This is a genomic window from Variovorax sp. RTB1 (assembly GCF_035018765.1).
GTDB lineage: Bacteria > Pseudomonadota > Gammaproteobacteria > Burkholderiales > Burkholderiaceae_C > Variovorax.
This window is the reverse complement of record NZ_JASJXG010000006.1, coordinates 36,539-57,511: the sequence shown is the minus strand read 5'-3', so window position 1 is coordinate 57,511 and position 20,973 is coordinate 36,539. Positions and strand designations below refer to the sequence as shown.

Genomic DNA, 20,973 nt, shown 5'->3' with positions numbered 1-20,973 from the left:
CGCAGCCACAGTGGCGCGCATCGTTCCATCGGTGAGCCGCTGCGTCCTACCCCGGCGCCCTTTCATCGCAGGCGGATGGCCTCATATTTGAGTGACCAAATGAAGGAATCCGCCATGTCTGCGATGCCCGCCGCTCTCGCCCATCCCATCGTCTCGGTCCAGCCGCTCGGCTTCCCGTGGCAGACGATCGACCCGTTTTTGTTCTGCGTCTATCACGACGATGCGTACCCGCAGGCCAACGCCGCCATGGGCCCCGACGCGCCGCTCGAAGGCCGCGAGCTGGGCCACGACTTCAGCCGCAAGGACGGCTGGAGCATGTACCACGGCAACCCGGTGCCGGGTTTTCCGGGGCACCCGCACCGCGGCTTCGAGACGGTGACCATCGTGCGCAAGGGCCTGATCGACCACTCCGATTCGCTGGGCGCCACCGCGCGCTTCGGCGGCGGCGACGTGCAGTGGCTCACGGCCGGCAAGGGCATCGTGCATTCGGAAATGTTCCCGCTGCTCGACTCCACTGCGGCCAATCCGTTGGAGCTGTTCCAGATCTGGCTCAACCTGCCGGCGCGCAACAAGATGGTGGCGCCGCACTTCACCATGTTCTGGTCGGAAGACATTCCGCGCTTTACCGTGACCGATGCCGATGGCCGCAGCACAGAGGTGGCGAGCATCGCGGGCCGCATCGGCCCGGTCGAAGGCGCGCCTGGTGAAGGCGGGCCGCTGGCGCCGCCGCCGGATTCATGGGCCTCGCAACCCGACGCCGATCTGGCGATCTGGACGTTGAAGATGCAGCCCGGCGCCCGCTGGACGCTGCCAGCCGCGCGCGGCGAGGGAACGCGCCGCATGCTGTATTTCTTCAAGGGTGCGTCGGTGTCGGTGGCGGGCCAGGCCGTGGACATCCACGCGGCGATCGAGCTGCGCGGCGATGCGCCGGTCGAGCTGGTCAACACCGGTGATGACGTGGCCGAATTCCTCGTGATGCAGGGCCGCCCGATCGGCGAGGCGGTCGTTCAGTACGGCCCGTTCGTCATGAACACGCAGGCCGAGATTGCGCAGACGATGCAGGATTACCGCCGCACCCAGTTCGGCGGCTGGCCGTGGAAGGACGACGCGCCGGTGCACGGCCGCGACCCGGCGCGCTTTGCTAAGCACCCGGGTGGGCGCCAGGAACGGCCGGCGCCTCGTGTCCAATAGCGGCATGGACGCCACGCAAGACATCGACCGCCGCCTCGAGGCTTTGGAAATCAAAGTCAGCTACACCGAAGACCTGCTCGAGCAGCTGAACATGACGATCTACCGGCAGCAGCAGCGGATCGACGGCCTGCTGCATCAGCTGGCCGAATTGCGGCAGCAAACCCCCGACGACGCCGCAGGCCCTCGCACCGCGCGGGACGAATTGCCGCCCCACTATTGACAAGCACATGTGCGCGTGACGTTGATCACCACGACAGCGCCGCGCGCTGACCGCTCTTATTGAAAGACGGTAGCGACCAGCCACACGTTGGCGACGCTGATGACGCCGAACAGGCCCCACGCGGTGACCTTCATCACAGGCCCGTTGGCAAAACCGCCCATCAAACGGCGGTCGCTGGTGAACCGGATCAACGGCCAGATCGCAAACGGCAGCTGAAAGCTCAGCACGACCTGGCTCAACACCAGCATCTTGCCGACGCCGCTTTCGCCGAACCACCAGACGCCGATGAAGGCCGGCACCAGCGCCAGCCCGCGCGTGATGAGGCGGCGCTGCCAGCACGGGATCTTCAGGTCGAGAAAACCTTCCATGATGATCTGGCCGGCGATGGTGCCGGTGAAGGTCGAGCTCTGGCCGGACGCCAGCAGCGCAATGCCGAACAAGGTGGCAGCGAAGGCGCTGCCGACGATCGGTTCGATCAGCCGGTAGGCATCGCCGATGTCGCTGACCTCGCGGTGCCCGCTGCTGTTGAAGGCGCTGGCCGCCAGCACCATGATGGCCGCGTTGACCAGCAGCGCGAGCGACAACGACACGATGGCGTCGAGGGTGCAAAAGCGCACCGCTTCACGCTGGCCGGCCTCGGTGCGCGCCGACAACCGCGTCTGCACGATCGACGTGTGCAGGTAGAGGTTGTGCGGCATCACCGTGGCGCCGACGATGCCGATCGCCAGGTACAACGCGCCAGGTTGCTGCAGCCGCTCGAAGCTCGGCACGAAGCCCATCGCCACGCCGAACCAATTGGGCTGCGACATCGCCAGCTCGACCGCAAAGCAGCCGGCGATGGTCAAGACCAGCCCGAGCACGATCGCCTCGACGCGGCGGAATCCGGCGCCCTGCAAGCCCAGCACGAGCAACGTATCGAACGCAGTGATGGCGATGCCGACCGGGATCGACACGCCGAACAACAGATGCAGTGCCAGCGCACTGCCGAGCACTTCGGCCAGGTCGCAAGCGACGATGGCGAGCTCGGCGCCGAGCCACAAGAAGCGATTGACGGCTGGTGAGTAGCGCTCGCGACAGGCACGCGCCAGGTCTGTCTGCGCGACCACGCCCAGCCGCACGCACAGCGTCTGCAGCAACATGGCTGTAAGGCTTGCGAGCAGCACGACGAATAGCAGCCCGTAGCCGAACTTGGAGCCGGCCTCGATGTCGGTCGCCCAGTTGCCCGGGTCCATGTAGCCGACCGACACCAGCAGGCCCGGACCGGCGTAGCGCAGCAGTTTCTTGAAGAACGGCAGACCCGGGTCGACGGCGACGCTGCCTTTGACTTCAGAGGGGCAAAACGGCGCGGTGGCGGTACGGGGAAGCGAAAACATGGCGGGATGATAGGGGCCGCACAAAGGCCGCGTTTCTGCCCGCGTTTCCGGTCGGTCAGCGTGCAGTGACCACGCGACAGGCGTCCCTGGTTCGGGGCGACGCCGTCTCCAGGCATCGTGCCTCGGCTACCCGGGCAGCAGCTTCGGCCACATTGCGTTCTTGCGCCGAATCGACCTGTGACTGGGCCAGCCAGCGCACCAGAAAGACCTGGACGACGAGCACGCCGAGCAACGCGCCCACCAGCGTGGAGCGCCATTTCCCGGCGCGGTGCGAATTTTTCTTGGTCATTTTTTGGCCCTCCCTTGCACGACTCGACTCATAGAACAGCCGCACCTGCAGCCATCCTCCCGCAATGCGCGTGACAGAACGCTTTGTGGGGAGGTCGATTGTCAGTGCCGACAAATCGGGCCGAGCGGCATTGCTTCACGAATTTTTGGATTCCCGTTTAGATTCAGCCCTGACACAACACCTTCGACAACAACCATCCAACGGAGACCTTTCCTCATGATCAACGTCATCGCCATCATCGTCACCAAGCCCGGCCTGCGCGCCCAGGTGCTCGAACTTGCCGCCGCCAACCGACCTGCCGTGCTGGCCGAGGCCGGATGCATCGAGTACGCCGCGGCCATCGACCCGGCCGGCTTGCCGACTTCGAAGGCCACCTTCGGACCCGACACCTTCGTAGTGATCGAGAAGTGGGAGAGCCTGGCCGCATTGCAGGCGCACGCCGTCGCGCCGCACATGGTCGCCTACGGGGCAAAGACCAAGGACATGCTGGCCAGCCGGATGATTCACGTACTCGATCCGGTTTGAGCGACGCGGGCCGAGCCCGTTTCCCCCCAGCAGGCGCGGCGGCGAAATCAGTGCTTCAATCGCGCTCCAGGGCGAGGATCTAAAAAAAAGCGCACCGGAGACATCCATGCAAAGCCGCAGCCCCTTGTACCTGCTCGAACGGTTCGATCCGGGCGTGGTGCACCTCGATCGCGAGCTGCGCGTGGTGGCGATGAACAGCCTCGCGCGGCGCCTCCTGCCGGTCGAGGACAAGCAGCCGTTCGAAAAAATGGTGCTGTCGTTTCATCCAGAGCGCTCGGTCGCCAAGGTCAAGTTTCTGCTCGACCAGGCCGAGTGCCCGGTGAGCAATCCGCCGCCGATGACGATGATCATCAACATCCCCGAGCGGGTGCTGCTCATCAAGGTCACCAAGCTCGGCGACCTGCGCGGCGACACGGCGGGGTACACGCTGATCTTCTACGACATCACCGAACTGGTCAGTGGCGAAGTGCCGGCAATCTCGACCGAACCGACGCTCAAGCCACAGGCCAAGCGGCAGCTGAACAAGATCCCGACCGTCTCGCAAAACCGCATCGTGCTGGTCGATGTCGAGGCGGTGACGTACATCCGCTCCGAAGGCCACTACACCTGGGTGAGCACCGCGCTGGGCTCCAGCTTCTGCAACCTGAACATCGGCGATCTGGCCGATCGGCTGGATGGCGCTTCGTTCTTTCGCATCCATCGCAGCTACCTCGCGAACCTCGATTTCGCCGAGCAGATCCTGCGTGACGATGGCAAGGTCAGCCTCAAGCTGCGCGGTGAAACGACTGCATTGCCGGTGGCGCGCACCAGCGTTGCCAAGCTGCTCGAACAGCTCGGTATCGGCGAAGCCGACGCACTCAAAGCCGACCTCCGCAACTGATTCGGGATAACCCGAAGCGGAGCTTCGGCACCCGCCGTTCATGCGCGCAGCGCCGCACTTCGTGCATACGCAGCCGTCGTTCGTGCGTGGGATTCGTCCGGCGCAGGCAGCGCGTCTTACCGTCTCCAGGCACCCACGACTGGAGACAAAAAAGATGATCCCTTCCGGATTCGACTATCACGCGCCGCGCTCCGTCGCCGACGCTATCGCGCTGCTCGGCCAGTACGGCGGCGACGCCAAGCTGCTGGCCGGCGGCCACAGCCTGCTGCCGATGATGAAGCTGCGCTTCGCACAACCGGCCCACCTGATCGACCTCAACCGGATCGAGTCGATGCGCGGCATTCGCGAAGAGGGCGACACGATCGTGATCGGTGCGATGACCGTCGAGCGCGACCTCGTCAACTCGACCTTGCTGCAGCAAAAAGTGCCGCTGCTGCCAATGGCTGCGCAGCACATCGCCGATCCGCAGGTGCGCAACCGCGGCACCATCGGCGGCGATATCGCACACGGCGACCCGGGCAACGACCACCCCGCCCTGTCGATCGCGCTCGACGCGATGTTCGTGCTCGAAGGCCCGAACGGCACCCGACAGGTGAAGGCCGATGGCTTCTTCCAGGGCACCTACATGACCGACATGGCCGAGGACGAAGTGATGGTCGCGATCCGCGTGCCCGTCTTTGCGCCCGGCACCGGCTACGCCTACGAAAAGCTCAAACGCAAGACCGGCGACTGGGCCACCGCCGCCGCCGCGGTCGTGCTGCGCATGGAAGGCGGCAACGTGAGCCACATTCGCATCGCGCTGACCAATCTGGCGCCGACCGCCTTGCGTGCGACAGATGCCGAAGCAGCGCTGCTCGGCAAGCCGCTGACCGACGCGGCCATTGCCGATGCAGGTGCCCGTGCCATGGCCATCTGCGATCCCGCGGAAGACCTTCGCGGCAACGTCGAATACAAGACCGCGATGGCCGGGCAGATGGTCCAGCGCGCGCTGCGTCTGGCGCTGGCCCGCTGCAAATAGCCGAACGAGAAGCAAGGAAACAACCCCATGGGCAAGCAAATCATCAACGTCAGCGTGAACGGCAAACGGCTTGAAAAAGCGGTCGAGCCGCGCACGCTGCTCATTCACTTTCTGCGCGAAGAGTGCCATCTGACCGGTGCGCACATCGGCTGCGAAACCAGCCACTGCGGCGCCTGCACAGTCGACCTCGATGGCGAGTCGGTCAAGAGCTGCACGCACCTGGCGATCCAGTGCGACGGCGCCGAGGTACTGACAGTCGAAGGGCTCGCCAAAGGTCCGCTGCTGCACGCTGTGCAGGAGGGCTTCTACAAGGAGCATGGCCTGCAATGCGGCTTCTGCACGCCGGGCATGCTGATGCGTTCCTACCGCTTCCTGCAAGAGAACCCGAATCCGAGCGAAAACGAAGTGCGCGCCGGCATCGGCGGCAACCTGTGCCGCTGCACCGGCTACCAGAACATCGTGAAGGCCGTGATGTATGCGGCGGCCAAGCTTCAACAAACCGAAAAGGCGGCCGCATGAACGCACCGATCGATCCCAAATTGCTGGAGCGTTCGGCCGCCTTGCAAGGGCTGGGCGACAGCCGGCTGCGCAAGGAAGACGCGCGCTTCATTCAAGGCAAAGGCAACTATGTCGACGACATCAAGATGCCCGGCATGCTGCATATGGCTATCGTGCGCTCGCCGGTGGCGCATGCGCGCATCAAGCGCATCGACAAGAGCGAAGCGCTGAAGATCCCCGGCGTGATCGCGGTGTTGACGGCCGAAGACCTGAAACCGCTCAAGCTGCACTGGATGCCGACGCTGGCCGGCGACGTGCAAGCGGTGCTGGCAGACGAGAAGGTGCACTTCCAGATGCAGGAGGTGGCAGTCGTCGTCGCCGAAGATCGCTATGCGGCGGCCGATGGCGTCGAGGCGGTGATCGTCGAGTACGACGAACTGCCGGTGGTGCTCGACCCCTTCGCCGCCCTTGAGCCCGACGCGCCGGTGCTGCGCGAAGACCTGGCCGGCAAGACCGAAGGCGCGCACGGCAAGCGCGACCACCCCAATCACATCTTCACCTGGGAGGCCGGCGACAAGGCTGCCGCCGACGCCGCGTTCGACAACGCACCGGTGACGGTCAAAGAGCGCATCTTCTATCCGCGCGTGCATCCGTGCCCGCTCGAAACCTGCGGTTGCGTCGCGTCGTTCGATCCGATCCGTGGTGAGCTCACCACCTACATCACCTCGCAGGCGCCGCACGTGGTGCGCACCGTGGTGTCGCTGCTGTCGGGCATTCCGGAATCGAAGGTGCGGATCGTGTCGCCGGACATTGGCGGAGGCTTCGGCAACAAGGTGGGCATCTATCCCGGGTATGTGTGCGCGATCGTCGCGAGCATCGTGCTGGGCAAACCGGTCAAATGGATCGAAGACCGGATCGAGAACATTTCGAGCACCGCCTTTGCGCGGGACTACCACATGGACGGCGAGATCGCCGCCACCGCCGACGGCAAGATCCTCGGGCTGCGCGTGAACGTGATTGCCGACCACGGCGCCTTCGACGCCTGCGCCGACCCGACCAAGTACCCGGCCGGCATGTTTCACATCTGCTCGGGCTCCTACGACATCCCGGCCGCCTGGTGCAGCGTAAAGGGCGTGTACACCAACAAGGCGCCCGGCGGCGTGAGCTACCGCTGCTCGTTCCGCGTGACCGAGGCGGTGTACGTGATCGAGCGCATGGTCGACATCCTGGCGCAGAAGCTGGGCATCGATAAAGCCGAGATCCGTGCGAGAAACTTCATCCGGAAAGAGCAGTTTCCGTACACCTCGGCCTTCGGCTTCGAATACGACTCGGGTGACTACCAGCCCGCGCTCGACAAGGTGCTCGCCGCTGTCGACTACAAGGGCCTGCGCGCCGAACAGGCGGCCAAGCGCGCCGACCCGAACTGCCCGACCCTGATGGGCATCGGCCTGGTCGCCTTCACCGAAGTGGTGGGTGCAGGCCCGAGCAAGATGTGCGACATCCTGGGTGTCGGCATGTTCGACAGTTGCGAGATCCGCATCCATCCGACCGGCAGCGCCATCGCACGCATGGGCACCATCTCGCAGGGGCAGGGTCACCAGACCACGTATGCGCAGATCATCGCGACAGAGTTGGGCATTCCGTCGGAAATTATCCAGATCGAAGAAGGCGACACCAGCACGGCGCCGTACGGTCTCGGCACCTACGGCTCGCGCTCGACACCGGTGGCCGGTGCGGCCATTGCACTGGCCTCCCGAAAGATCCACGCCAAGGCGCGCAAGATCGCCGCTCACCTGCTCGAAGTCGGCGAGAACGATCTCGACTGGGAGATCGATCGCTTCAAGGTCAAGGGCGACGACACGCGCTTCAAGTCGATGAAAGACATCGCCTGGGCCGCCTATCACCAGGCGCCACCGGGACTCGAACCCGGGCTGGAGGCGGTGCATTACTACGACCCACCCAACTTCACGTTTCCCTTCGGCGTCTACCTGTGCGTGGTCGACATCGACCGCGGCACCGGCGAGACGAAAGTGCGTCGCTTCTACGCGCTGGACGACTGCGGCACGCGCATCAACCCGATGATCATCGAGGGCCAGATCCACGGCGGCCTGACCGAAGGCTATGCCGTCGCGATGGGCCAGCAGATGCCGTTCGATGCGCAGGGCAACCTGCTGGGCAACACGTTGATGGATTACTTTTTGCCGACCGCCGTCGAGACGCCGAAGTGGGAAACCGACTTCACCGTGACGCCGTCGCCGCACCATCCGCTGGGCGCCAAGGGCGTCGCCGAATCGCCGCACGTGGGATCGATCCCGACCTTCACTTCTGCGGTGGTCGATGCCTTCGCGCACCTCGGCGTCAAGCACATGGTCATGCCGCACAGCGCCTACCGCGTCTGGCAACAACTCAAGGAAAGCGGTGTCGCGCTCTGACGGGCGCGTGCCGAATCGAACACCAAGATGGAAGTCAAACTCGACAAACGCTATCCGCTCGACGTCGATAGCGCGCGCGCCTGGAAGATCCTCAGCGACGTGCCGGCCACCGCGGGCTGCATGCCCGGTGCGGCCATCACCGACAAGCTCGACGATACGCACTACAAGGGCAACGTGAAGGTGAAGGTGGGTCCGGCCAGCGCCGCCTTTGCCGGCGACATCGAAGTGCTGGCACTCGACGCAGCTGCCATGACCTTGCAATTGCTCGGCAAGGGCGCCGACCGCGGCGGCTCGTCGGCATCGATGAACCTCACGGCCACCATCGAGCCCGGCGACACGCCCGCGACATCGGTGCTGGTGGGCCATGCCGAAGTGATCGTCAACGGGAAGTTCGCGCAGTTCGGCGGGCGGCTGATGGTGCAGGTGTCGGACATGCTGCTAGGGCAGTTCGTCGACAACTTTCGGGTGGCGGCGGCGGCGCTGCCCATGGAGGGTGTTGCGACAGCGACAGAAGCAGCGACAGAAGCAGCAACAGAGCCAGCGCAGACGGCAGCGATGACTGCCGCGGCCCCCGCGATTTCACCCGCGCCAACCGCGACACCCTTCGTTCCTGCAGCGCCCGCCAAGGCCAACGAGATCAACGCGCTGGCAATCTTCTGGCATCTGGTCAAGGGCTGGTTCTCGGGCCTGTTCGGCGGCAAGCGCGCCTGAGCCTATGACCAGCGAAGCCGAACTGCGAGAGTCGCTCTACCGCGCCGGCTACATCGCCGACGAAGGCTTGGTGACGACGCTGTGGCTGGCCGGCGAGTTGCAGCGACCGCTGCTCATCGAGGGCGACGCCGGTGTCGGAAAAACCGCGCTCGCGAGTGCGTTGGCAAAGGCGCGTGGACACGCACTGGTGCGGCTGCAATGCCATGAAGGACTCGACCTCTCGCAGGCTGCGTACGAATGGAATTACGGCCGCCAGCTGATGGCGATCCGGTTGAGCGAGTCACATCCGGCGGGGGCGCAAGGCTTGAAGGAAGCCGATCTTTTCGCGCGCGACTACCTGCTGGAGCGCCCCTTGCTCCAGGCCATCTCGAGCGAGCAGCCGTGCGTGCTGCTGATCGACGAGATCGATCGCGCCGATGAAGCCTTCGAGGCCTTCCTGCTCGAGGTGCTGGCCGACTACCAGATCACCGTGCCCGAGCTCGGCACGTTGCATGCCAAACACATTCCGCAGGTGGTGTTGACCAGCAACGGCACGCGCGAGTTGTCCGATGCGTTGCGGCGCCGCTGCCTGTATCACTACCTCGACTATCCGACGCTGGCGCGCGAAATCGCCATCGTGCGCGCGACCTTGCCGCAGGCCGAAGGCGCGCTGATCGAACAGGCGGTGGCCTTCGTGCAGCGCCTGCGCCGCGAAGACCTGGGCAAGACGCCAGGCGTCGCCGAAACGCTCGACTGGGTCCGGGCGCTGCACCGGCTTTCGTTCAAGGCGCTGCCCGACGATCCGCATGCGCTCACCGGGACGTTGGCGTGCCTTATCAAGACACGCGAAGACCGCTTCCAGATGGGCGAAGACCGCGTGCGGCAGCTCATCGAAGGACGACGCACCGTGGGCGTGGCCGAGAAGGCGCCGCAGCCGACGGCCGATGTCGCGTCTTCTTCGACGCCGACGTCCGCTTGACCTTCGCATGACCACGCTCGCGCGCCCCCTCGAAAGCATCGCCGGCTTTGCGGCGCTGCTGCGCGACCACGGCATGAAAGTCGGCATTGGCGAGCAGCAGGCTTTCGTACAGGCGGCGTTGCGACTGCCGGTCGAGCGCGCAGCCAGGCTCGATCCGGCATGGCGTGCCATCGCCTGTCACGACGCGCGCGACTGGAAGCGCTGGCCCGAGCTGTTCGAAAGCTACTGGTATCCACAACGTGTCAAAGGGCGCGCCAAGGTCGGCGGGCCAACCCGGCCTAGCCGCAATCTGCAGCAAGTGGTGCAGAGCCTGCACGACAGCATGGACGGCGGCGTGCCTTCGTCGCGCCCCCGCAGCGCAGACACCGCACTCGATGTGCCGCTGGCCATCGACGATGACGGGGCGTTGCAACGTGCTCAGGGCGGCGCGACGCGCACCGATGCCTTGCACGACCGCAGTCTGTCGCAGTGGCTGCCGCAAGACCTTGCGCTGCTGCAGCGCCTGGCCGAGCAGATCGCGCGCCGGTTGCGCAAGCGCCTGACGCGCCGCTGGCACGACGATACGCACGGCCGCCGGCTCGACATGCGCCGCACCTTGCGTGCGAGCTTGCGCACCGGCGGCTTGCCGGTGCACCCGGTCTGGCGTGCGCCGCGCCGCGAATGGCCGCGCCTCTTCATCCTGGTCGACGTCAGCCGTTCGATGGAAACGCACGCGCAACTCTTTCTGCGCATCGCACGTGCCTTCGTCTCGACCCTGAACGCCCGCGTATTCGTGTTCCACACACGCCTTGCGGAGGTCACGCCGCTGTTGCGCAGCGACTCGGCCGCAGTACAGGAAAAGGTCAACGCCGTCACCGCGGGTTTCGGCGGCGGCACGCGTATCGCGACCAGCTTTTCCGACTTCCACGCGGTACATGCACGCGCGCAACTCACGCGCAACGCGCGGGTGTGGGTGCTGTCGGATGGCTTCGACGCCGATGCGCCCGAGCGGCTGGCCCAGGAGTTGGCGCGTGTGCGCGCACGTGGCGCGCGGGTGCACTGGTTTCATCCGTCGGAAGCGCAGCCGGCTTCGGCGGCAATGGAAATGGTGGCCGCGCAGCACGGGCTGGTCGAAGGCTTCTCCCGGCTCAACAGCCTGCGCGACCTGGCAGACCTTTCACATCATCTGCGCTGACGGCATAGGCCATCGGCATCGACGCACCCAAAGAGACAACCGAGGAATTCGACATGAGCAATGCAGACACCGTCTTCGAAGCAGCGCGCCGGATGCGGCAGACCGGCACACCCTGCGCGCTGGTCAGCGTGGTCAAGGCCCTGGCGCCGGCATCGGCGCACGTCGGCGACAAGGCCATCGTCACCGCCGATGGCGAGATGCACGGATGGGTCGGCGGCGGCTGTGCGCAACCGGCCGTCATCCGCACCGTGCGGCAAGCCTTGCAGGACGGCCGCGCCCGCATGATCCGCATCGCGCCGGCCGAAGAAGGCCACGAACGCGACCTCGGCGACGTGCTCGAGTTCGGCATGGCGTGCCACTCGGGCGGCACGCTGGAGCTGTTCGTCGACCCGCTGTTGCCGCGCGCCGAAATGGTCGTCATCGGCAGCTCGCCGGTCGCTGCCAGCCTGGTGCAGCTTGCGCCGCGTGTCGGCTTCGCGGTGACGCTGGTGGCGCAAGGCGCGAAGGTGGCCGACTATCCGGATGCATACCGCGTGATCGATCGTGACGACGCCGCCACGGTGGCACCGCAAGTCGGTGCGGATGCGTGGGTCGTGATCGCGACGCAGGGGCGGCGCGATTTGCAGGCGCTGGGCCTGGCGCTTTCGCTGAATGCCCGGCAGGTGTCGTTTGTCGCGAGTGCGCGCAAGGCACAGGTGCTGAAAGACTCGCTGATCACCGCGGGAGCCGATGCCGAGGCGGTGGCCGCCATCGTCGCGCCGGCCGGTTATCCGATATCGGCTTCGACGGCTGAAGAGATCGCACTGTCGGTACTGGCCGCAGTGGTGTCGAACCGGCGGGGCGCCGCACGAGCAGCGGTGGAAGTGCTTTCCGCTGCGGTTCCGACGGTTGCGGCCGTTGCACCGGGCGCAGTGCCGGCCAAGGCCTCCTGCTGCGGAGGAGGCTGACATGGGCTGCATCCTCAAAGGCGGTGGCGGGCTCTATTCGCGCGTGGTGGTCGGCGCGGTGCTGCTGGCGGCCGGCTCGGGCAGCCGGCTCGGCAGGCGACCCAAGTCGTTGCTCGAACTGGGCGGCGTGCCGCTGATCCGGCGGCAACTGATCGCGCTGTCGGGCGCCGGCGTCGACGAGGTGGTCGTCGTGCTCGGCCACCATGCCGACGCGATCGAAGCAGCGGTGCGCGACTTCCCGGTGACGCTGGCGTACAACCCGTCTCCCGATGACGGCCAGGCATCGTCGGTGCGCATCGGCCTGCAGGCATTGGCCGGCAAGCTCGACGCGGTGATCGTCGCGCTGGCGGACCAGCCGATGATCAATGCACAGGACATCACCGCGCTGATCGGCGCCTTCAAGAAACGCGGCGACGCGTCGATGGTGGTGCCGCGCGTAGCGGGCGAGCCCGGCAACCCGGTGATCTTCGAGGCCGAGCTGCGAGAACAATGGCTGGCCGGAGACGTCGATGCCGCATGCCGTCGCTGGCGCGACGCCAACCCCGAGCGCGTGCTCTGGTTCGACACCGACAACCAGCGCTACCGCGTCGACATCGACACGCCGGAAGACATCGCGCGCTTCGTCGAGCGCACCGGGCACGGTCTGCGCTGGCCGGCGGCGCTGGCGACGACCGACTGACACCTCGCTGGATTCGCGCCGGCACACGCCATGCAACGCACGATGACGGCTCCCGCCTCCACCTTCGCGCGCGTCGATGGGGCGACAGCACGTCTGCACACGGCCCGAGCACTCGCCTGGACCATTTTGCTGACGGGCTGGATCGGCCTCGGAACCGTGGCGCAGACGCTGACGTCTGGGCCTCTGCAGGCCTTCGCAGTGCTCGCGGTATGGCTGCTGTCGATCGGCTTGTTCACTGAAGCGCTGCGCCGATTTCCGCCGCAACGATGGCTGGCCGTTGTGCTGCTGCTCGCCGCCGCGCTGTCCGCAGCGTCAGCGCTCCACGTCGCATTGCGGGGGGGAGGCATGGGCGTCGTCATCGCTGCAGCGATGAGCTGGGCCCTGCTCTTTGCATTGGCGTCGGCCACGGTCCGAGCCTGCCGCGGGCCGGGCAGGTCGCGGCGGGCGTCGCCCGTCGTGGCAGGAGCGGTGGGCGCGGCGCTGGCACTCTGGTGCATCGGTGATCCGACGGCTGTGAACGCCATGGGCGCCCGTCTGGCGAACGGCGCGCTGATCGCTGCGCTGCTCCTCGCCGCGCTCATGCCACGTGGCGCCGTCGCGTCGGGCAAAGGCCGCATCGCACTGCTCGATGGCTCCCGGCCGGTGTGGGCGCCCGGTGCCTCCGGTCCATCACCGCGCTGGCCGGTGAAGGCGGCGTCGCTCGTCATGCTGCCGATGATGTGCAGCCTGCCGCTGATGGTCGGCTGGTGTCGCGGCACCGGTGTGTCGCCCGAGGTCGTGCTGGGTCTGCACCTTGCCGCCATGTTCGGTCCGGCCGTACTCTTGAAGTGGGGTCACGTGCCGGTCGCCGCCAGAGCGCCCGCCTGCTGTGCCGGGCTGCTGGTGCTTGGCGGGACCGCTTGGGCACTCGCACCGGGCGCAGCCGCGGGGTGGTGGCTGGCGCTGGCGCATGGCGGCGCATGGAGCGTGGCGTGGGTCGCCCGCACCGAAGCCGGCGGCGAGCATCGTTTGCGCCGCCTCTCACCGGGGCAACGCAGGCTCGCAGGTACCGGAGTCGACGCCCTGGTCGTGCTAGGGCTCGGCGGGGCGGTTTCGATCGCCGGCTTTGATGCGCTGGCTGCTGCGCAAATTGCGCTGGCCGCTGTCTCGGCCATCGGTTTGGCGGCGTGCAGCGGTCGGTCCATGCTGAGTACTTTTGTAGCGAAGATCCGACGCAGCATGGACGGCTACCGAAGACAATCGTCAGGCGTACGGTACGCGCGGCGAGGAATTTCCGGATGGCTGTGGATTGCGAAACGTGTGGAACGTCCAATCGGGACGCGGCCCAGTACTGCCGCGGCTGCAGTGGAAAGCTGCCAGCTTTCTACGCGGTGCCCGGCCGCGCGACAGCGCCTGCGAGCTTGAGCGGTCGGCTGGCGCAGACCGGTGCCAACGGCTCGAATCGCGGGCGTGTCTCACAACGACCGCCCGCCGAATCGGCGCTTTCGACCCATCGCAAATCGAAGATCCGTGTGACACCGATAGGCTTTTCGCTGGCGAGTGGGCTCGTGCTGGCGCTGGTGCTCGCCATAGGGCTTATGTGGTATCTCGGGCAGTCGGCAGCGGCGCGCATTCGCGCCGGCGCGTCGGTTGGTACGGCCCAGGCGGCCACGGCGAGCGGTGTCGGTGGCGGTGGCGGTGCAAAGGAGACAGCAAAGCTGTCTGCCTCACCTCCCGCCGTGCCGAGCCAGCGCAGCGAACGCGACGCCGCAGCGCTTGCCGCAGCCGACGCCGCGATCGCGCTGTTGTCCAGACCGCCGGAGCGGGCAGCGCCGGACACGCCCTGGGTGGCTTCGACACCGCCCGAGAAGACGACGGCTGCGCGCACTTCAGCGCCATCGACGGCGCGGGTTTCGGGGCGCGACCCGACAGCGCAGTGCGCGGAGCTGAACTTCTTCTCGCGTGCCATCTGCGTCAACAACGTGTGTGCCGATCCGGTCTTTGCCAGCCACCCGCAATGCCAGGTCGCGCGCCTGCAACGGCAGCATGATGAAGCGCGGCGCAACACCCCCAACTGAGCTGAGCTGAACCGAGCGGGCGAGCCGGGCGCAAAAAAAGCCAGCAGACCCCGAAGGGTGCGCTGGCTTGCGAGAAGCGGTTTCGCTTTCGCGATCGCCGGGTCGCGCGTGTTTTTACTTGGAGACGACCTTGACCATCTCCAGGCACTTGTTCGAATAGCCCCATTCGTTGTCGTACCAGCTCACCAGCTTGACGAAGGTGCTGTCGAGCGCCAGGCCGGCGTCGGCGTCGAAGATCGAGGTGCGAGGGTCACCGCGGAAGTCGGTCGCGACGACCTTGTCTTCGGTGTAGCCCAGCACGCCTTTCAGGGCGCCTTCGCTCTGTGCCTTCATCTCGGCGCAGATTTCCTTGTAGGTCGCTTCCTTGATTAGCTCGACCGTCAAGTCGACCACCGACACGTCGGAGGTCGGCACGCGAAAGCTCATGCCCGTCAGCTTCTTGTTGAGCTCGGGAATCACCACGCCCACCGCCTTGGCCGCGCCAGTGCTCGAAGGAATGATGTTCTCCAGAATGCCGCGGCCGCCGCGCCAATCCTTGTTGCTTGGGCCGTCGACCGTCTTCTGCGTCGCGGTGGTGGCGTGCACCGTGGTCATCAGGCCGCGCTTGATGCCCCACTTGTCGTTCAGCACCTTGGCCAGCGGGGCCAGTGCGTTGGTGGTGCAGCTGGCGTTGCTGATGATGGCTTCGCCGGCGTACTTCTTGTCGTTGACGCCATAGACGAACATCGGCGTGTCGTCCTTGCAGGGCGCCGACATGATGACCTTCTTGGCACCCGCGTCGATGTGCTTCTGACACGTTTCCTTGGTGAGGAACAGGCCAGTCGATTCGAGCACGATGTCGGCGCCGACGTCGCTCCACTTCAGGTTGGCCGGGTCGCGTTCTTGCGTCAGGCGAATCTTCTTGCCGTTGACGATCAGCGTGTTGCCGTCGACCGCGATCTCGCCCTGGAACCGGCCGTGCACCGAGTCGTACTGCAGCATGTAGGCCAGATAGTCGGGCTCGAGCAAGTCGTTGATGGCGACGATCTCGATCTCGTTTCTGAAATTCTGCACCGCTGCGCGCAGCACGTTGCGACCGATGCGGCCGAAGCCGTTGATGCCGAGTTTGATAGCCATGTTGACTTGCTCCTGAAGGTTGAAAAAACGACTGTGTTCTTTGGTTCTCGACTGCGCCAGGCTCAGCGCTTGAGAACCGCCTCTACCGTGGCTGCAACGTTCTCCGCCGTGAAGCCGAAGTACTTGAAAAGCTCGGGCGCAGGCGCCGATTCGCCGAAGGTGTCGATGCCGACCACGGCCGCGCACCCGTACTTCCACCAGCCGGCGGTCACGCCCATTTCGACGGCGATGCGCGGCAGCTTCTTCGGCAGCACGTCCTTCTTGTAAGCGACGTCCTGGCGGTCGAAGGTGGTGGTCGAAGGCATCGACACGACGCGCACTGCGATCTTCTTTGCAGCGAGCAGTTTCTGTGCGGCCAGCGCGAGTTGCACTTCGGAGCCGGTCGCGATGATGACCGCGGCGGTCTTCTTGTTCTTCATGCCGACCGCTTCCGGCTCGGACACCACGTAAGCACCGCGGCTGATGTCGCCGAGGTCGGTCTTGGGTGCGTAGGCGATGTTCTGGCGGCTCAGCAACAGGGCCGTCGGGCGCGTGGCGTTCTGCAGCGCAACGGCCCATGCGACCGCGGTTTCGGCCGTGTCGCCCGGACGCCAGACGTCGAGGTTGGGGATCAGGCGCAGCGACCATGCGTGTTCGATCGACTGGTGCGTCGGGCCGTCTTCGCCGAGACCGATGGAGTCATGCGTGAAGACGTGGATCACGCGGCGCTTCATCAGCGCGGCCATGCGAATCGCGTTGCGGCTGTAGTCGCTGAACGTGAGGAAGGTGCCGCCGTAAGGGATGTAGCCGCCGTGCGCGGTGACGCCGTTCATGACTGCGGCCATGCCGAACTCGCGCACCCCGTAGTTGATGTGGCGACCGATGATGTTCAACGGCTCGGCGGACGAAACGGTGACGACGCTGTCTGCCGAGCTGGCGGGCTTGGCTTCGTCTTCGGCACCCTGCTTGGCGGGCTGCGGAATCGCGCCGAGCACCACGGCACCGGTCTTCGGGTCGAAGCGCAGTGGCGGTGTGCTCTTCGTGTTCGTGAGGTTGGATCCGGTCAGGTCGGCGCTGCCGCCGAGCATTTCGGGTAGCGCCGCTGTGAACGATTCGAGCGCGAGCTGGCTGGCCTTGCGGCTGGCCACGGTCTCGGCCTTGGTGTGCGCAGCGACGACGGTGTCGAAGGCGGTCTGGTTGAAGTCCTTCGGCAGCTCGCCCTTCATGCGGCGGGTGAACTCCGATGCCAGCGCCGGGAACGCCGCGGCGTACGCGGCGAAGCGGTTGTTCCAGTCGGCTTCGACTTCGGCGCCAGCCGCCTTGTGGTTCCAATCGTCGTAGACCTCTTTGGGAATCTCGAACGCAGGGTAGGGCCAGTGAAGGGCCTCGCGCGTGAGCGCGATCTCTTCGGCGCCGAGCGCCTCACCATGCGCCTTGGCGGTGCCCTGACGGTGCGGGCTGCCCTTGCCGATGATCGTCTTGCAGATGATCAGCGTGGGCTTGTTGTCGTCAGCGCCGTTCTTCTTTGCCTTGGCAATGGCCTTGGACACGTCCTTCTCGTCGTTGCCGTCGAGTGGGCCGATGACGTTCCAGCCATGCGCCTCGAAACGCTCGCGCGTGTTGTCGATGAACCAGGGCTTGACCTGGCCGTCGATACTGATGCCGTTGTCGTCGTACAGCGCGATCAGCTTGCCGAGCCGCCAGGCACCGGCGAGACCGGCGGCTTCGTGGCTGATGCCTTCCATCATGCAACCGTCGCCCAGGAAGGCGTAGGTGTGATGGTCGACGATGGTATGGCCCTTGCGGTTGAACTCGGCCGCGAGCAGCTTTTCAGCCAGCGCCATGCCGACCGCGTTGGTAATGCCCTGGCCCAGCGGTCCGGTGGTGGTTTCAACGCCCGGCGTGACGTCGATTTCCGGGTGACCGGGCGTCTTGCTGTGCAGCTGCCGGAAGTTCTTGATCTCCGACATCGGGAGGTCGTAGCCGGTCAGGTGCAGCACCGAATACAACATCATCGACGCGTGGCCGTTCGACAGCACGAAGCGATCGCGGTCGAACCAGTGCGGATTGGCCGGGTTGTAGCGCAGGTGCTCGCTCCACAACGCGACCGCCATGTCGGCCATGCCCATGGGCGCGCCCGGGTGCCCCGAGTTGGCTTGTTGGACGGCGTCCATTGCCAACGCGCGAATCGCGTTGGCCATCAGGGCTTTGTTGGCCATGTCGGGGGGCTTTCGGGGAGAGTTTTGGGGGAATGGATATTTTAGGTCGTCCGTCGCCTTGGCTTGGGCGGCAGTCGGCAACCCCGCAAGGCGCGCTACATTCAAGCCCATGCAGGGCTTGCATCTCACCGCCGACCTCCACGATTGCCAGTGCACCGCGCACTGGCTGCTCGACGCCGAGGCATTGGGGGCGGCATGCGTCGAGGCCGTCGAAGCGGCGGGGCTGCAATGCGTGGCCCGGCTGTTCCACACCTTTCCTGCCACCGAGCACGGCCCGGGCGGCGTGACCGCCACACTGCTCCTGGCCGAATCGCACTTGTGCCTTCATACCTGGCCCGAGCAACGCGCCGTGACGCTCGACGTCTACGTCTGCAATTTCGGCGGCGATCATTCGACCAAGGCGCACGCGCTGCTGAACGCGCTGGTCACCTTGATGGCGCCGCGCCATGTCGAGCGCCACGCACTGCAGCGCGGCGAAGTGATGGCCCTTTCCTCGTGAACGCGAAAACCGATATCCCGAAGGCGAACGCTGCGCCCAGAGCGGCGGCCATGATCCTGGCAGCCGGCCGTGGTGAGCGCATGCGGCCCTTGACCGATCACACGCCCAAGCCGTTGCTCGCGGTGCATGGCAAGCCGCTGATGCAATGGCCAATGGAAGCGCTGACGCGCGGGGGGTTCGGCGACATGGTGGTCAACACCGACTGGCTCGGTGAGCAGATCGCACGCTGTTTTGGATCGCAGCCGTTGTTCGACGCTGTCGGCACGGCATCGATCGCGTACTCCGACGAGGGCCGCGACTTCGGCGGCGCGCTCGAAACGGCCGGCGGCATCGTTCGTGCGCTGCCGCTTCTCGGCGATGTCTTCTGGGTGGCCGCGGGCGACGTCTTCGCGCCAGAGTTCGCGTTCACCCGGCAGGCCTTCGATCGGTTCGTCGCCAGCGGGAAGCTCGCGCATCTGTGGCTCGTGCCGAATCCCGCACACAACCCGAAGGGCGACTTCGGCATCGCCCCCGACGGCCGAGCGTTGAATCGAGCCATCGCCCCCGACGCTGCGTACACCTTCTCTACCATCGCCCTCTATCGGGCCGCCCTCTTCGCACCACCGTACTGCGGCATCCCCGCCGGGAATCCGGCCGGCATCAAAGCCCCGCTGGCCCCGATCCTGCGTGCCGCGATGGACAATGACCAAGCGAGCGCAGAGCTCTACACCGGACCCTGGACCGACGTAGGCACGCCCGAGCGACTCGCTGTTTTGAACCGCTGAATTGCACCGCCGAGTTGAACCGCTGACGACCACACGAGATGACGAAAGACACGCCATGACAGACACCTCGATCTACGCCGGCCGCCGCGCCCGCCTCGCCGCCCAACTCGGCCGCGACGGCATCGCCATCATCCCGACCGCACCTGAACGCCAGCGCAACCGCGACAGCGACTTTCTGTTTCGGCACGACAGCTACTTTTATTATTTGACCGGTTTCACCGAACCCAACGCCTGGCTGCTGCTGGCTGGCGACGGTCGTGCCACGCTGTTCAGCGCGCCCAAAGACCTGGAGCGCGAGATCTGGGACGGCTTTCGCCTCGGCCCCGACGCCGCGCCGTCCGCGCTCGGCATCGATGAGGCTTTTTCGGTCACGGATCTCGACGCCAAGCTGCCCAGGCTGCTCGAAAACAAATCGACGGTTTGGTATCCGTTCGCGACGCACAAGGGACTCGAAACGCGTGTCGACGGCTGGCTGCAGTCGGTGCGGGCTCGCGTGCGATTCGGCGCGCTGTGCCCCGAAGAGCAACGCGATCTCTGCGGCCCGCTCGACGAAATGCGACTGGTCAAGGATGCGCATGAGCAGGACGTGATGCGCCGCGCCGCGCAGATCAGCGCGCGTGCGCACATCCGCGCGATGCAGCTCAGTGCCCGCATGTTGCGCGAAGGCAAGGAGGTGCGCGAGTACCACCTCGATGCCGAGCTGTTGCACGAGTTCCGCCTCGGCGGTTCGCAATACCCGGCGTACGGCTCGATCGTGGCCGCCGGCGCCAACGCCTGCGTGCTGCACTACCGCGCCGATGTGGCGCCCGTGCATGCCGGCGACCTCGTCCTCATCGACGCCGGCTGCGAACTCGACAGCTATGCCAGCGACATCACCCGCACCTTTCCGGCCGACGGCAAATTCACCGGCCCGCAGCGCGCGCTGTACGACCTGGTACTGGCGAGCCAGGACGCGGCCGTGGCTGCAACCAAAGCCGGCAACCGCTTCAACGACCCGCACGAGGCGACAGTGAAGGTGCTCGCGCAAGGCATGCTTGATGTCGGCCTGCTCGACGCCAACAAGGTCGGCAGCGTCGACGACGTGATCGAAAAGCGTGCCTACTTTCCGTTCTACATGCACCGCACCAGCCACTGGCTCGGCATGGACGTGCACGACAGCGGCAGCTACGTCGAACCCACGCAGGTCGGCGAAGTGAGCGAACGCAAAGACCCGCTGTCGAACGAAATCATCAAGAACCGGCCGAGCCGCATCCTGCATCCGGGCATGGTGCTGACCATCGAGCCCGGCATCTACGTGCGGCCGGGCGAAGGCGTGCCCGAGCGCTTCCACAACATCGGCATCCGCATCGAGGACGATGCGATCGTCACCGCGACGGGCTGCGAATTAATCTCGCGCGGCGTGCCTGTGAACGGGGACGAGATCGAGGCTTTGATGCGGGCTTAG

General features: G+C 65.9%; 21 protein-coding genes. 17 read left to right on the top strand and 4 right to left on the bottom strand.

Annotation, left to right across the window (positions count from 1 at the left end):
• Positions 1-114 precede the first annotated feature (114 nt).
• Together QN397_RS06340 and QN397_RS06335 are read left to right on the top strand one after the other, a co-directional pair.
• Positions 115-1,191 carry a pirin family protein gene (locus tag QN397_RS06340; protein ID WP_323500424.1) on the top strand — a complete coding sequence of 359 codons (1,077 nt, stop codon included), beginning with the start codon at positions 115-117 and terminating at the stop codon, positions 1,189-1,191.
• A gap of 4 nt (positions 1,192-1,195) precedes the next feature.
• Positions 1,196-1,411: a SlyX family protein gene (locus tag QN397_RS06335; RefSeq protein WP_323500423.1), complete on the top strand. Its 216-nt coding sequence runs from the start codon at positions 1,196-1,198 to the stop codon at positions 1,409-1,411.
• Between the two features lie 56 nt (positions 1,412-1,467).
• Here QN397_RS06335 and QN397_RS06330 read toward each other — a convergent pair whose 3' ends face one another.
• Positions 1,468-2,784, bottom strand: coding sequence for an Nramp family divalent metal transporter (locus QN397_RS06330; protein WP_323500422.1), 1,317 nt, complete (start codon positions 2,782-2,784; stop codon positions 1,468-1,470).
• Between the two features lie 55 nt (positions 2,785-2,839).
• The gene (locus QN397_RS06325) at positions 2,840-3,073 is read right to left on the bottom strand and encodes a hypothetical protein (RefSeq protein ID WP_323500421.1); all 234 of its coding nucleotides are present in this window, start codon (positions 3,071-3,073) and stop codon (positions 2,840-2,842) included.
• A 216-nt stretch (positions 3,074-3,289) separates the two neighbouring features.
• Here QN397_RS06325 and QN397_RS06320 point away from each other — a divergent pair, with 216 nt between their 5' ends.
• The 12 genes from QN397_RS06320 to QN397_RS06265 all read left to right on the top strand — a co-directional run bounded on the left by QN397_RS06320 (position 3,290) and on the right by QN397_RS06265 (position 14,952).
• Positions 3,290-3,598 (top strand): putative quinol monooxygenase, encoded by a 309-nt coding sequence (locus QN397_RS06320; RefSeq protein WP_323500420.1) that lies wholly within the window; start codon positions 3,290-3,292, stop codon positions 3,596-3,598.
• 106 nt (positions 3,599-3,704) lie between these two features.
• Complete coding sequence (locus QN397_RS06315; RefSeq protein ID WP_323500419.1) at positions 3,705-4,478, top strand: PAS domain-containing transcriptional regulator; 774 nt, start codon at positions 3,705-3,707, stop codon at positions 4,476-4,478.
• A 154-nt stretch (positions 4,479-4,632) separates the two neighbouring features.
• Entirely contained in the window at positions 4,633-5,496 is an 864-nt protein-coding gene (locus QN397_RS06310; RefSeq protein WP_323500418.1) for a xanthine dehydrogenase family protein subunit M, read from the top strand.
• Positions 5,497-5,523: 27 nt separating this feature from the next.
• On the top strand, positions 5,524-6,015 hold the full coding sequence (locus QN397_RS06305; RefSeq protein WP_323500417.1) for a (2Fe-2S)-binding protein: 492 nt from the start codon (positions 5,524-5,526) through the stop codon (positions 6,013-6,015).
• Entirely contained in the window at positions 6,012-8,426 is a 2,415-nt protein-coding gene (locus tag QN397_RS06300) for an aerobic carbon-monoxide dehydrogenase large subunit (RefSeq protein WP_323498349.1), read from the top strand. The genes QN397_RS06305 and QN397_RS06300 overlap by 4 nt, the downstream gene beginning before the upstream one ends.
• A 27-nt stretch (positions 8,427-8,453) precedes the next feature.
• Complete coding sequence (locus QN397_RS06295) at positions 8,454-9,137, top strand: SRPBCC family protein (RefSeq protein ID WP_323500416.1); 684 nt, start codon at positions 8,454-8,456, stop codon at positions 9,135-9,137.
• A 4-nt stretch (positions 9,138-9,141) separates the two neighbouring features.
• Complete coding sequence (locus tag QN397_RS06290; RefSeq protein ID WP_323500415.1) at positions 9,142-10,095, top strand: MoxR family ATPase; 954 nt, start codon at positions 9,142-9,144, stop codon at positions 10,093-10,095.
• Positions 10,096-10,102: 7 nt separating this feature from the next.
• Positions 10,103-11,269 (top strand): VWA domain-containing protein, encoded by a 1,167-nt coding sequence (locus QN397_RS06285; RefSeq protein WP_323500414.1) that lies wholly within the window; start codon positions 10,103-10,105, stop codon positions 11,267-11,269.
• A 53-nt stretch (positions 11,270-11,322) separates the two neighbouring features.
• Positions 11,323-12,216, top strand: coding sequence for an XdhC family protein (locus tag QN397_RS06280; protein WP_323500413.1), 894 nt, complete (start codon positions 11,323-11,325; stop codon positions 12,214-12,216).
• A gap of 1 nt (position 12,217) precedes the next feature.
• Positions 12,218-12,895: a nucleotidyltransferase family protein gene (locus QN397_RS06275; protein ID WP_323500412.1), complete on the top strand. Its 678-nt coding sequence runs from the start codon at positions 12,218-12,220 to the stop codon at positions 12,893-12,895.
• A gap of 30 nt (positions 12,896-12,925) precedes the next feature.
• The gene (locus QN397_RS06270) at positions 12,926-14,299 is read left to right on the top strand and encodes a hypothetical protein (protein WP_323500411.1); all 1,374 of its coding nucleotides are present in this window, start codon (positions 12,926-12,928) and stop codon (positions 14,297-14,299) included.
• 107 nt (positions 14,300-14,406) lie between these two features.
• Complete coding sequence (locus QN397_RS06265) at positions 14,407-14,952, top strand: hypothetical protein (RefSeq protein WP_323500410.1); 546 nt, start codon at positions 14,407-14,409, stop codon at positions 14,950-14,952.
• 114 nt (positions 14,953-15,066) lie between these two features.
• On the opposite strand, the gene gap is transcribed toward QN397_RS06265, so the two are convergent.
• The gene (gene gap / locus QN397_RS06260; protein ID WP_323496718.1) at positions 15,067-16,068 is read right to left on the bottom strand and encodes a type I glyceraldehyde-3-phosphate dehydrogenase; all 1,002 of its coding nucleotides are present in this window, start codon (positions 16,066-16,068) and stop codon (positions 15,067-15,069) included.
• Between the two features lie 62 nt (positions 16,069-16,130).
• Positions 16,131-18,266 (bottom strand): transketolase, encoded by a 2,136-nt coding sequence (locus QN397_RS06255; RefSeq protein ID WP_323500409.1) that lies wholly within the window; start codon positions 18,264-18,266, stop codon positions 16,131-16,133.
• A 109-nt stretch (positions 18,267-18,375) separates the two neighbouring features.
• On the opposite strand from QN397_RS06255, the gene speD reads away from it, so the two are divergent.
• The 3 genes from speD to QN397_RS06240 are packed head-to-tail and all read left to right on the top strand — an operon-like array spanning position 18,376 to position 20,973.
• Positions 18,376-18,765: an adenosylmethionine decarboxylase gene (gene speD, locus QN397_RS06250; RefSeq protein WP_323496721.1), complete on the top strand. Its 390-nt coding sequence runs from the start codon at positions 18,376-18,378 to the stop codon at positions 18,763-18,765.
• 50 nt (positions 18,766-18,815) lie between these two features.
• Positions 18,816-19,529, top strand: coding sequence for a nucleotidyltransferase family protein (locus QN397_RS06245; protein WP_323500516.1), 714 nt, complete (start codon positions 18,816-18,818; stop codon positions 19,527-19,529).
• 55 nt (positions 19,530-19,584) lie between these two features.
• On the top strand, positions 19,585-20,973 hold the full coding sequence (locus QN397_RS06240) for an aminopeptidase P N-terminal domain-containing protein (RefSeq protein ID WP_187053703.1): 1,389 nt from the start codon (positions 19,585-19,587) through the stop codon (positions 20,971-20,973).